We start from the raw sequence: 12,885 nt of genomic DNA, 5'->3' as shown, positions 1-12,885 counted from the left end.
TAATAAAACCTGTTGTTTCTAATTTGTGATTATCGGTCTTTCGTTACCTGGATGTCGTCGATCCACAGGCGGTAGTGCTTGGTTCCGTAAGGATGCGCCGCGATTACGATGCGGGTCTCCTTGGTGGCTCCGGCGATCTTGACCACATGCTCCGTGGGATTTACGTAGTCGGTCGTGGGAATTTTGTCGCTGTCCACGTGCGTCGTGCACTGTACGGTCACCTGCTTGTCCGTGTTGGCCGTGGCGGCCCCTGTCGGTTCGGCCTTGGTCGGGCCTCCGTCGGTGATGGTTCCGGGACCTTCGACCTGGATGTAGTGCTGTTCGTGGTCCTGTCCCCACGAGTGGTACGGCTCGAAGTAGGGCGCCGTGTGGCACGTTACGGTGATGTCGGCCGTTCCTTCGCCGATTCCGGTCAGCTTGGGCGTCTTGATGTAGCCCGAAACGGATGCGGTCGAGAGCAGTGCGGCTCCGGTCTGGGTGCGTACCCAGAAGCCCTGCCAGCCGGGATAGTCGGCGTCGGCGTAGTTCGTGCCGTAGGTGTCGCCTTCCCACCATGCTTCCCACAGTTTGGCCGCTTTCACCGGACCGCGGTTGTCGGTCGCGCTCCCGACGTAGTTGAAGAACGAGTCGGTGGAGTTGACGGGGTTTACGATTTTTCCGGTGGCCGCCGGGCAGTTCGGGTCGTCGGGGTCGATGTTTGCACCGATCTGGGCGTTGGTGACTTCGACGCCGAATGCCTGGTAGATCGGACAGCCTCTGAACCAGAAATCGTCGAAATCCTTGTAGAGGATGACGTTCGGCGCCAGATTCTCCTCGGGAGTGGTGAACGACAGCCACGTTTTGTCCGAATCCTCCTTATTGGGACCCAGCTCGTGGGCGACGATCCAGAACCAGTAGGTCGTGCCGGGTTGCAGGTTGCCGAAGGCGAAACGGTTGTGCGCGAAGAACATGCTGCTGGCGGTGAGCCAATCGGCCGTCTTCGAGGTGTAGTTGCGCAGGTTGTCGCCCTCCTCTTCCAGCGCGAGGCCGAAGCTGAACGAGCGGGGCGTGCCGTTGTTGAAGTTCGTGCCGGTACCCTTCTCGTAGTCGCCCCAGTCGAGGACTGCCAGGCGGGGCAGCAGTTTGAACATCGTGACGGTTACTTCGCCGGCCAGTTTGGCGCGGCTCTCGGCGGTGAGGTCGTAGGGGGTCGCGACGGACGAGATCTCCACGTGCAGTTTGACCGTGATCGGGCCTTTCTTGGTCGGCGTTCCGCTCAAGGCGAGGGGAATCGCTCCGTCGCCCGCCTCCATTTCGTATCCCGAGAGCGATTCGATGGCGATGCCTTCGGCTCCCGCGCCTTCGAGCGTTGCCGTGACGTCGGCCTTATAGCCGGGCTTCGATTTCTGGTAGGGGATCGTCACCCGCTTGTCCACGAGCTCCTCGTAGAGGTCGAAACTGGGGGCGATCTCGGGCGAGCCGACGGTGAAGAATCCGTCCTCCTGCGTAACCCGGATGACCAGTTCTTTCAGTCCGTCGGAGAGCGTGACGCTGCCGGTACGCTCCGCGCCGTCGTTCTGCGCGACGGTGATGTTCACCGCCTGTTCTTTCGGCGCGCCGTTCCCCTCCCCGGGCGAACAGCTGATCCACGTGTCGTCGGGCGTGATTTTCCAGGACCCGTTGGTCAGGACGAGCAGCTCCTTCGTCGAATTGAGGTACGGGAACGAGAGCGCGTCGTGGCTCCGCTGCAGGAAGTGGGTTTCGTCGTCCTTGCAGGATGTGCCGAGGGCGACCGACGCCAGGCACAAAAACGAAATTATAGCGTGTATTTTCATAAAATCGGATTTTTGATCGTTTCGGGTAAGCGGGTTAGTCGTCCCAGCCGGGATTCTGCGGCCGCAGGTTGGGGTTGATGTCGAGCGCATTCTTCGGAACGGGGTAGAGGTACTTGTAGTCTGCCCATTCCCGGTCGAGAATGTAAACCAGGCAGTTGTCCTTGTTGACACTGTATGTCGTGACGTTGTCGCCCTCTTCGGCGGTCACCTCCACGTACGAAACCCCGGTCTGGTTGCTGCCCGATTTGGGATGGCTCTTCGAGTAGAAGCAGAGGTCGTTCTTTCCGTCGCCGTTCATGTCGAACGGCTTGCCCAGTTCGGGAATGTGGATGCCAGCGAATTCGACCGTCAGTTTGTGGCCCATGCGCCAGCGCATCAGGTCGTCGCGCCGGGTGTTCTCCATGTACAGTTCGATGCTCCGCTCGCGGCGGCATTCGAGTATCCACTTGTCGGTCACCCCGTCGTAGTAGCTGGCCAGATAGGGGTCGGCCGTGGCGGGCATCGCGCCGCTTACGCCCGAACGCTCGCGCAGCGGGCGGATCGTCTTGTTCCACACCGTCTGGTCCATCTCGCCCAGTTCGGCCTTGGCTTCGGCCTCGTTCAGCAGAATTTCGGCGTAGCGGAACACCGGGAGCGAGTTGGCGCTGGAGGTGTTGCTCTCGTTCGCATCGTCGTCGGTGTTCCACTTGATGATGCGGTAGTAGGTCAGCTGCGTGGTCAGGCCGGGGAAGACCTTTGCGAATTCGTTGGTCTCCTTGCCGCCGACCTTCTTGACGTAGTAGGGCGTGATGAAGGTCTGGCGCAGGCGGTAGTCGCGGCCGGCGAACTCGTCCTTGAACTGCGTCTTGTTGTATCCGTCCTTGTCCGTGAAGCGCGTCCCGTCGAGGTTCAGGTACATGTTGACGAACGCTTTGGGACCCGAGTTGCGTTGTCCGTAGCTGCCCGAGGCGTAGTACCACGAGGCGTCGTGAAACCGGTTGAGCGTGGCGTTGAACTCGTTGGCCAGGATCACTTCGGTGTACTGCGGCTCCTCGCTCTTGAAGACCTTGCTGTAATTGGTCGTCTCCTCGCCGGCCGTCGAGACCAGCGAATAGGGGCTGTCGCCCATCAGCTCCTCCGAGGCGGCGACGCACGCGCGGAGCCATTCCTCGCTGCCGTCCAGCCCGTGGTACTTCCGCCAGGTTCCCTCGTAGAGGCAGATGCGCGATTTCAGGGCCAGCGCCACATAGCGGTTGATGACGTTGGTGTTGACGTATTTGCTGGCCTTGGAGCACCAGGTGGCGGCGAAGTCGAGGTCTTCGAGGACCTTCTGCATGACGTAGTCGCGCGGGTCGCGGCCCTTGTAGAGCTGTTCGTCGTCGTCGGGGTCGATCGGCTCGTCGTACCAGGGCACGTCGCCGAAGGTCTTGACCTTGTCCCAGTAGAACCACGCGCGCCAGAAGCGGCCGACGCCCTCGTAATGCTTCATTGTTGCGTCGTCCACATAGGGGGCCGCGTCCTTCATGTGCTTGAGGTAATAGTTGACGTTGTAGAGCGGACGCCAGTTGCCCCGCGCCCAGTTGTTGGCCTGCTGGGCGCTGTAACCGCCCGTCTTGAGGAATCCTTCGGTCTGGGTCGTGACGCAGATGTCGCTGTACTGGTCGCCGCGCGTGAGCGTCGCGGCCGAGGGCAGGTGGCTTTCGAGAAAGCCGATCGCATAGGTTTCCAGCGCCGTTTCCGAATTGAAAAAGGTGTCGGTGGTCGTCGAATAGACGGGGTCTTCGTCGAAGAAGCTCTGGCACGAGGCCAGGAGGGACAATCCGGCGATTATCGCTATCTTGTTCAGTATGGGTTTCATGGGATTGCGTGTTAGAAGTTGATGTTCAGTCCGATGGTTACGCTTCGGGTCATCGGGTATCCGTAGCCCTGGCCGTCGGTGCCGGTCTTCGATGCGAAGTCGGCGTCGCCCGCCGTGATCATTTCGGGGTCGTAGTTTTTGGCGTACTTCTTCAGCGGCGACCAGAAGAACAGGTTTTCGCCCGAGACGTAGATGCGCAGTTTCTCGATGTGGGCCTTGCGGGTGATCTGCTGGGGCAGGGTGTAGCCCAGCGAGATGTTTTTCAGGCGGCAGTAGCGCGCTTTCTGCAGGTAGCGGTCGTTGGCGGCGCGCAGCGTGCCGCGTCCGCTGACGGCCAGCGAGCCGCGCAGTCGGGGCCAGTATGCGTTGGGGTTGTCCTCCGACCAGCGGTCGGCGTTCTGCCACGGCAGGCTGTATCCGTAGGGGCGGTCGTATTGTCCCCAGAAGAGCCCCGACTCGCCGGCGGGATACCAGTCGCGTTTGCCGACGCCCTGGAAGAAGACCGCGAAGTCGATGCCGTTCCAGTTTGCGCTGAAGTTGATGCCGTAGTGATAGCGCGGCGAGGAGTTGCCGATCTTGCGCAGGTCGCCGTGGTCGTCGAGGCGGTTGCTGCCGTTGTCCACGACGCCGCTCTCGTCCAGGTCGGCGAATTTCAGGTCGCCGGCGTTCCACGACTTGTTGTCGCCGCTCCAGAAGGTCTTCTCCTGTGCCTTGAGACCCCACTCCTGCGCCTCCTCGTCGGTGGCGAAAAGCCCTACGACGTGGTAACCCCAGATCTCACCCAGCTCCATGCCTTCGTAGTAGGCGTTGGCGTAGAGCGTGGGCAGGGTGTTCGACTTGCTGGTGTATTTGGTGATGATCGACTTGCTGTCCCAGAGCGAGAGGCGCACGCTGTAGTTGAAGGGTTTGTTCGCCACACGGAAACTGTCGGTCCAGCCCAGCGAAACCTCGAAACCGCGGGTGCGCATGTCGGCGTTGTTGCCGTAGGGCGCCGAATAGCCCGTCACGGCCGGCAGCTCGGCTCCGGTGACGAACATGTCGGTCGTCTCCTTCTGGTAGATGTCGCCCACGAAGCTCAGGCGGTTGTTCAGCAGGTTGACGTCCAGTCCGAGGTTGATCGTCGAGGAGGTCTCCCACGTGAGGTTTGCCGGCAGCACGGACGAGGGCGCCGAGGTGTAGGTGCGCTGGCTGCCGTCGACGATCACGCCGGCCTTGTTGAAGTCCAACAGCTCCATGTACTTGTAGGGCGAGACGTTGCCGTTGCCGGCCTTGCCGATCGAGAAACGCCATTTGATGTTGTTGATCCAGGAGATGTCCTTCATAAAGTTCTCCTCCGACATCCGCCAGCCCACGGAGGCCGACGGGAAGAAGCCCCAGCGTTCGTTGCTCGGGAATTTCGAGCTGCCGTCGTAGCGGCCGCTCAATTCCGCGAGGTATTTGCCCTTGTAGGCGTAGCTGGCGCGGTAGAAGATGCCGACGAACCCCCAGTCGTAGCTGTTGGCGTCCTCCAGGACGTAGTCGATGCCGTTCATCAGCGAGTAGTTGGGTTTGCCGTCGACGATGAATCCGTCGCGGCCCATGCGGGTGTTGCGCGCCCGCTTGTGTTCGATGTTCCATCCGGCCATGACGTTCAGCGAGTGGTCTTCGGGCAGCCGCGGGGTGAACGAGAGGTTGGCGTTGCCGCTGTGGTACTCGATCTGCGTCTCGGTGGTGCGCATCGAGCTGCTCGCCGGATAGGAGATCTGGATACCCGGACCGTTGGAGTAGGTGACCTGCGAGATCACGTCGTTCTGGCGCGAGTGGTTGAACAGGTAGGAGTAGTCGGCTTTGGCCACCAGCACGTCCTTGATCAGGTCGATGGTCACGACGGTCGTGTTCTTCATGTCGAACTTGAGGTTGTCGCGGTAGGAGTTGCCCTCGGCCATGTTGGCGTAACCCGTGTAGACGGCCGCCGCGGTCCACGTCCCGTCGGGGTTGGTGACGCGGGTGATCGGGAATCCCTGGTGTTCGAGGTTGCGGCGCACCAGCAGGTTCTGCGCATAGGTCGTCGGCTGGTGGTAGCTGCGGCGCACGAAGTCGGTGTTGTTCTCCACGGTCAGCCATTTGGTGATGTTGACCGTACCTTTGGCCCGGGCGTTCAGCTGGCGGAATTTCTCGTCGCCGACGCGGTAGATGCCGTCCTGCTCGTAATAGCGGGCCGAAGCGATGAAACTGGAGGTTTTGCCGCCGCCCGAAATCCGGATGTTGTGCTGGTGGGCCGTGGTCGATTTCTTGTAGAAGAGGTCGTACCAGTCGGTGTTGCGTCCGTAATACTGGTATTTGCCGCTGGCGTCGAGTTCCCATTCCAGATAGCTCCGGTCGGGGTCGTTCATGCGTTTTTTGTACTCGTCCTCCCAGCTCTGCGTCCAGGGAAAGAAGTTGTTGATGCCCGTCGGCAGATGGTGCGAGTAGCCCACGTAGGCGGTCATGTAGTTGTCGTACCAGGTCTGGCTGTCGGTCTCGTATTTCGGGCGTACGGTCTCGCTGATGATCGAAACGCTGCCGCTGTAATCGACCGAAATCTTATCCTTGCGGGCGCTTTTCGTCGTCACCAGCACCACGCCGAACGCACCCCGGGCGCCGTATACGGCCGTCGAGGAGGCGTCCTTGAGCACCGAGATGCTCTCCACGTCCTCGGGGTTCATCGCCGTCAGGTCGCCCTCCACGCCGTCGATCAGGCAGAGCGCCGATCCGCCTGCGCCGATCGACTGCGTGTTCGCACGGATGTTGATCGACGCCGAACGGCTCGGCTTGCCGTCGGCCATCGTGATGTTCACGCCCGGAATCTGGCCCTGGATCGACCGAAGCAGATAGGCGTTGGGGCGGTTTTCGAGCACCTCGCCCGAAATGTTCTCCACGGCCCCGACGATGTTGCGCCGCCGTTGGGTTCCGTATCCCACGACGACGACCTCGTCCATCAGGTTCTGGTCCTCGGTCAGGACGACCTCCAGTTTGGTGCGGGTTCCGACCTTGACGCGCTGGCTCTTGTAGCCCAGATAGGAGACGGCCAGCATGTCGTCGGGTTTGGCCTGAAGCGTAAAGGCTCCCTGCGCATCGGTCGAAGTGCCCTGCGTGGTGCCTTCGATGAGGATGGTGACGCCTGTGAGCGGCTCACCCTGTTGGGATTTCACGGTTCCGGACACGGCCTTGCTTTGGGCGAGGACCTGTCCCGTCGCCAGCATCAGGAGGATGAAAATTCCCCCCCCCGAGATTTTCCGGCGGATTGCGGATCGGTAGTTAAAAAGATTCATATACGAGGTTCTTTGAAGTGTTTGGGTCAGAGTTCGGTGTGTTTCGGGGCGCGGGTCGTCGTCCGGACGATGCAGTCGCGCAGCCGGGTCAGCTGTTCGGGCGTGGCGGTCAGCCATCTGTGCCGTCCGTCGGGACCGGGGGTGAAATTCGTGAATCCTTTGTCGTCGACGGCGACGGTTCCCGGCTCGCTTTCGGTGAAGTATTCGGGATGGAGCAGGTAAACCACCGACAGCAGGTCCCACGACGCGCGGTCATAGGGCATCTTGTGGTAATTCTTGTAGCCCTCGACGACGGGATGGAGTTTCGCCCAGCCGAAATCGTTCTCGATGGCCGCACCGGGATACATGACCTGCTTTCCCAGCTCGAAGGGGTTCTGCACGATCGGCGTGTCCCATTCGGCGAAGAGTTTCCGCATGGCGGGGATGTCGTTGACGACGTTGAACTCCGCGCGCTGCTTCTCGCCGTAGCTGCCCGCCATGATCGAGAGCGCCTTCACCTTGCGGGCCACCAGTTCGCGGCCCGTGAGGGGCGAGATGTCGTCGGCCGGGCTGTCGAGGAGTTTTGTCAGTTCGGTCGCGAATCCTAAAGAAAGTACGGTTACCGAGCGGTCGGGCTGCGCGGCCAGCGTGCGGCGGTAGAGCGTGACGGGGTCTTCGATCTGTTCCGGGGTCTTGCTCCGGGCGAAGGCCGGGGAGCCGTCTTCGCGGGTCATCGCGCACACCGCCGCCGTGTAGTCGGGAGCGTGGTCGTTGAGCACCGGGGTCGGCGACTGCGCCAGCGGAATGTCGGGGTAGCCGTACCACGTGTTGAGGATGTCGATGTAGTCGGTGGCCGTCGGGCTGAGTTTGTGGTTGCCGATGGCGAGCAGGTCTACGCGTCCGTCGTCCATCGCCTTGTAGATCAGGTCGAAGGCCAGTGCGTCGTCGATGTCGTTTCCCATGTCGGTCTCGACGATCAGCCGGATCGGTTCCGGTGTTGCGGCTGCGGGTCGGGAGTCGCAGGCCGTACCCGCAAGCAGCAGGGCGGCCGCTGCGGGGAGCAGTGAGGTTTTCATTTCGGATTCGGGTTTTTAGTTGCCGCCGGAGGCGATGATCGAAGCCAGTCCGGCGATGAAGAAGAGGAACATCACGGCCAGCAGCGTGTTGGTTTTGCGGTCGGCGCCCTTGAACTCCTTCCAGATGAAGACGCCCCACACGGCGGCGATCATCGGCGCGCCCTGTCCGAGCGCGTAGGAGATGGCGGCCCCGGCCTTGCCGGCGGCGATGTAGCTGAAGGCCGTTCCGAGACACCAGACGGCGCCGCCCAGCATGCCCACGAGGTGCGTGGGCAGCGAGCCGCGGAAGTACTCGCGGTAGCTGACGGGCGCTCCGACGAAGGGACGGCGCATGGCGTAGGTGTTGAAGGCGAAGTTGCTCAGCAGCACGCCGACCGAGAAGACGAAGATCGCCGAATAGGGCGTCAGCATGCCGGGCGTCGGGGCCGCGAAGTTGTCGAGGTCCATCGCCGCCGCGACGAACCGGTAGAAGAACGACATCAGCACGCCCGCCACGACGGCCAGTATGATGCCTTTGCGGTTCTGGGCCGCCGAGTCGCCGCTCTTGCGCATGCGCCCCGAGGCGATGCCGTTGCAGATAATTGCGACAACGATGAGCGCAACGCCCAGGAAGAGGATGGCGGGGTCGCCTTTCGGCGCTCCGACGTAGTTGACGATGACGCCCAGCACCAGCGCGAGTCCCACGCCCAGCGGGAAGGCCACCGAAAGCCCGGCCAGCGATACCGAGGCCGAGAGCAGGATGTTCGAGGCGTTGAAGATCACGCCGCCCAGCACGACGCTGCCGATGCCTCCCCATTCGGCCTGCGCGAGGTCTTCGAGGAAGGGACGGCCCTCGGTCCCGATGCTTCCCATCGTGAAGCCCAGGAGAATGGCGAAGAGCACCATGCCGATCACGTAGTCCCAGTAGAAAAGCTCGTAACGCCAGGTCTTGCCGGCGAGTTTCTGGGTGTTTCCCCACGAGCCCCAGCAGAGCATCGTGATGAAGCAGAAGATGACTGCCAAAGAGTAGCTGTTAACAACGAACATAGTATTTGAGTTTTAAGGTTTTCGTTCGGTTCAGGCGAGGGTCTCCAGCTCCCCGCGCCACGGTATCGAGGCCTGTGCGCCCATGCGGGTTACCGAGACCGAGGCGCTGTGTGCGGCGAACCGCACGGCGTCGGCCAGACTGCGGCCTTCGGAGAGCGCCACCAGCAGGGCGCCGTTGAAGACGTCGCCGGCGGCGGTCGTGTCTACGGGCGTGACCGTGCGCGCCGGGATCAGCAGCTCCTCCGCGGGGGTCCGGATCAGCGCGCCTTCGCTGCCCAGCGTGACGATGACGTTGCCGACGCCTTTCGCCAGCAGCGCCCCGGCCGCTTTCGAGGCGTCCTGCACGGTGTGCACGGGGATTCCCGTCAGCGTTTCGCTTTCCGTGCGGTTGGGGGTGATCAGGTAGACCTTGCGCAGCAGTTCGTCGACGAGCGGCATGGCCGGGGCCGGGTTGAGCACTACGCGGGTTCCTGCCGCATATGCCTTTTCGATGGCGCAGGCCACCGTTTCCATCGGGATTTCGAGCTGTACGAGCAGGTATTCGGCTCCGGCGATGCGGTCCGCCACGGCGTCGATCGCCTCGCACGTGAGGCTGTGGTTGGCACCGGGAGCCACGGCGATGCAGTTCTCGCCGTCCTGCGAGACGAAGATCAGCGCCGTACCGGTCGGGGTGTCCTTGGCCGTGAAGAGGGCCTCGGTGTTGATGCCGTCGGCGGCGAACTGCTGCCGGAGGGCTGCGGCGCCGGCGTCGTCGCCCAGACACGAGACGAAGGCCACGTCGCCGCCCAGGCGCGCGGCCGCGACGGCCTGGTTGGCCCCTTTGCCGCCGTTGGACTGCATGAAGCGCGCCTCGCCGACGGTCTCGCCCGGGCGGGGCAGATGTTTGACGCAGGCAATCATGTCGATGTTGGTACTGCCTATTACCAGAATCTTGTTCATGTTCGGTTATCGTTGGTTAATTTCTGTCGTTTTTTCGCCCTGCGGGGTCCGGATGCGGCTCAACCCCGCGGAGATGCGGTTTTTCGGTTTTCAGGTCGTCCGCCGATTGTCCCCGATGCCGTTTCTTGCCGTTTTGCGCCCGTTGTTTTCATAGGGTGTCTTTGCAGAATACGGTTCTTATGGGGGCTGTGGCAGATGTTCGGTTTTCGGATGCTATCTTTTTAGCCCTGTTTGCGCTTATCGTTTGCGCAAATATAATTACTTTTTGGAAACCTCCAAAATTATTTTACCGTTTTTCTTTTCTTTTTCGATATTTTTCATATATTTGTCATGGGTGAACTGAAAATAAAGCAATGAAAAAAGAAACTCTCGTTAGCATCGCCGAACGTTCCGGATGTTCGATTTCCACTGTTTCGCGCGTTTTGAGCGGCAATGCGGCCAAATACCGCATCAGTCAGCGTACCGTGGCGCGCGTGACAGAGGAGGTCAAACGCTGCAACTATACGCCCAGCCTGCTGGCAAAGGGTTTACGCACAAATCGTACCGATACGATCGGGCTGCTGATTCCGAACATCGAGAATTCGTTTTTCGCCGGCGTTGCGGGCGTGGTGATCCGCGAGTCGCGCAATTATAATTATAAGGTGGTGGTGGTCGACACGCAGGAGGACGAGCGCAACGAGCAGGACGGACTGTCGGCGCTGCTGGCGCGGCGGGTGGACGGCATCGTCGCCGCGCCGTGCGGCAGCAATTCGGAGCTGTTCGCCAGTGTGCAGGAGGGCGGCATGCCGCTGGTGCTGATCGACCGCTATCTGCCCGACGCCGGGATGCTCTCCTATGTCACGACGGACAATTACCGCGGTGCGGTGATGGCGACCGAGTACCTGCTCGAAAACGGACACCGCCGCATCGCCTGCATCCAGGGCACGCCCCATTCGATGCCTGTGCGGGACCGCGTGCGCGGATTCGGCGATACGCTGCGTGCACACGGGCTGGGCGATCGGATCGTGGTGACGGGCGAGGATTTTTCCGTACAAAACGGTTATCTGGAGACCAAACTGGCGCTGGCCCAGGCCGAGCGGCCTACGGCGATCTTCGCCTTGAGCAACCTGATTCTGCTCGGGGTGGTGAAGGCGGTGCACGAGTCGGGCCTGCGGATTCCCGACGACATTTCGGTCGTTTCGTTCGACGACAACATGCTTTTCAACTACCTCGATCCGGCGATCACCTGCATCGGCCAGCCGACGGACGAGATCGGCACGCTGGCCGTGAAGCTGCTCATCCGCGCCGTCCGCGAGCCCGGCGCGGCGCCTTCGCACCTGCACCTGCCGCCGTCGCTGATCATCCGCCGCTCGGTGCGCAACCTGCTGCTGTGAGAAAGCGAAAAGCGCACCGTATTTATCCGGGTTATTGTTTGATAAGGGTATGCCTTATGCCAGAACCGGCATACCGCATTTTTCAGGATCAATTCATTTTCGGTCAATTCAATATAAAATAAAGCGCTGGCCGATGCCGCTAACAGTATGATCAACGGGATAAACGGAATGAGCAGTAAGGAGCTTTTTTCCGGAACATAAAGGATTGTTAATGGAATTATGCATGCAAAAGTTAGAATAGGTATAAAACAAGCCCAGATCGTTACCGAACTCCAAATCGAACGCTTATAAGTTTTCATGTTTATTGAGGATATGATGCAATCCGGGAGTTTCCACCGTGAAGCCCTTCTCGCGTAATGTTTGAATTAAATCCGGATAATCTCGTTCATCGACCAAATCGGTCACATAACGCCATGATTTCTTCGCCGGCGTCATCACCTGAATATAAGGCCGCGATAATCCGCCCTTATAGCCGATTTCAATTTTTTCAATAGTATTGAATTGAAATTCAGCATACCAGAAGCGATATGCCGGATTTTGGACAATCAATGAATTCTCCGTTAAAACAACATAAAATAATTGAGTTGCAGTACACGCTACAATAAAAGACAGGACACAAAGTTCAATAACAAGAAAAACAAGAAAGCCTTTCAGATTTCCAATCGTCATCAATAAAAACAGGGCCAATATAACAACGATCGGTTTTAAAGTGTACATTGAAGTAGACTTTTTGATGGAACGGCGGTAAATTTTCATAACTGTCATTATCTAACTCTATGTCTTTTTTATTGAGATTTACGGATTGATAGAATTTGTTCGGAGCTTAATTTCCCGTCAAGGAAAAGACGCTGCTCTTCAGTCAAATTCGCTCCCGGGAATTTTTTAGGTTTCAATGTCTTTAAGAATTCATACCTATATCGCAATTCCAATTGGGAATAAATCTCTATATCGGAATTCCCTTTGCGATAGTCGGCTGTGAAATTCCCGCCGGCCGTCGAAAATACCCCATAGGAATTCGAATAAAGTCCGCTTGCAAACTTTCCGTCAACAAACAGTCCTTCCATAAAATAATATTTACGTCCTGAAGCCTTGTGGATATATAATATGCCGTCTCCGTTCGGTTTGCCTTTTACGCAGACTCCGACATAGATAGACTTTTTGTACCAGATCGTATCCGTTCCAAAACAGTGTCCGTTTTTGAAATCACCGACGCATACCGCTCCCGATTTCCAGAACTGTATACCCCGCCCGGAATACTCGCCATCCTTGAATTCGCCGTAGTAGCGGTGCCCGTTCTTTTTGTAATGCGTGCATACTCCGTTGGGGATGCCCCGCTCGAAATGGCCGATATAAATGCCCAGCGAATCGGAATAGAGCACCCCTTCGCCGCAAGGGTATTGACCCTCGTAGCGGATTCCGTTTCCAACGATGACCGTGTCGCACACGGCGCCGAAGGAAAAATTCGCATACAGCGAAACGAGACTGAAGATAAATAATTTATACCCGTTGGTTGAATTAAAAAGTTAGTAAAATGACAAATGAAAGGTTGTG

Annotated in this window: 9 protein-coding genes; 1 reads left to right on the top strand and 8 read right to left on the bottom strand. The window is 59.3% G+C overall.

Features of this window, described 5'->3' with window-relative positions; genetic code table 11:
* Positions 1–29: 29 nt before the first annotated feature.
* The 6 genes from DWW03_RS09155 to rbsK are packed head-to-tail and all read right to left on the bottom strand — an operon-like array spanning position 30 to position 9,961.
* Complete coding sequence (locus DWW03_RS09155) at positions 30–1,814, bottom strand: BACON domain-containing protein (RefSeq protein ID WP_022062611.1); 1,785 nt, start codon at positions 1,812–1,814, stop codon at positions 30–32.
* 34 nt (positions 1,815–1,848) lie between these two features.
* Positions 1,849–3,651, bottom strand: coding sequence for a RagB/SusD family nutrient uptake outer membrane protein (locus DWW03_RS09150; protein ID WP_015546463.1), 1,803 nt, complete (start codon positions 3,649–3,651; stop codon positions 1,849–1,851).
* A gap of 11 nt (positions 3,652–3,662) precedes the next feature.
* Positions 3,663–6,941: a SusC/RagA family TonB-linked outer membrane protein gene (locus DWW03_RS09145; RefSeq protein WP_118406651.1), complete on the bottom strand. Its 3,279-nt coding sequence runs from the start codon at positions 6,939–6,941 to the stop codon at positions 3,663–3,665.
* A gap of 26 nt (positions 6,942–6,967) precedes the next feature.
* On the bottom strand, positions 6,968–7,996 hold the full coding sequence (locus DWW03_RS09140) for a nucleoside hydrolase (protein ID WP_022062613.1): 1,029 nt from the start codon (positions 7,994–7,996) through the stop codon (positions 6,968–6,970).
* Between the two features lie 15 nt (positions 7,997–8,011).
* Positions 8,012–9,022: a GRP family sugar transporter gene (locus tag DWW03_RS09135; protein WP_022062614.1), complete on the bottom strand. Its 1,011-nt coding sequence runs from the start codon at positions 9,020–9,022 to the stop codon at positions 8,012–8,014.
* 30 nt (positions 9,023–9,052) lie between these two features.
* Positions 9,053–9,961 carry a ribokinase gene (rbsK, locus tag DWW03_RS09130; RefSeq protein WP_022062615.1) on the bottom strand — a complete coding sequence of 303 codons (909 nt, stop codon included), beginning with the start codon at positions 9,959–9,961 and terminating at the stop codon, positions 9,053–9,055.
* 353 nt (positions 9,962–10,314) lie between these two features.
* On the opposite strand from rbsK, the gene DWW03_RS09125 reads away from it, so the two are divergent.
* Entirely contained in the window at positions 10,315–11,334 is a 1,020-nt protein-coding gene (locus tag DWW03_RS09125; RefSeq protein ID WP_118406650.1) for a LacI family DNA-binding transcriptional regulator, read from the top strand.
* 285 nt (positions 11,335–11,619) lie between these two features.
* Here the strand turns inward: DWW03_RS09125 and DWW03_RS09120 are convergent, their stop codons facing one another.
* Both DWW03_RS09120 and DWW03_RS09115 read right to left on the bottom strand, forming a co-directional pair.
* Positions 11,620–12,090: a hypothetical protein gene (locus DWW03_RS09120; protein WP_138266318.1), complete on the bottom strand. Its 471-nt coding sequence runs from the start codon at positions 12,088–12,090 to the stop codon at positions 11,620–11,622.
* A gap of 29 nt (positions 12,091–12,119) precedes the next feature.
* On the bottom strand, positions 12,120–12,779 hold the full coding sequence (locus DWW03_RS09115; protein WP_118406648.1) for a hypothetical protein: 660 nt from the start codon (positions 12,777–12,779) through the stop codon (positions 12,120–12,122).
* Positions 12,780–12,885 lie beyond the last annotated feature (106 nt).

Source organism: Alistipes sp. AF14-19, from assembly GCF_003461645.1.
Lineage (GTDB): Bacteria > Bacteroidota > Bacteroidia > Bacteroidales > Rikenellaceae > Alistipes > Alistipes shahii.
This window is presented reverse-complemented; position numbering and strand designations above follow the sequence as displayed.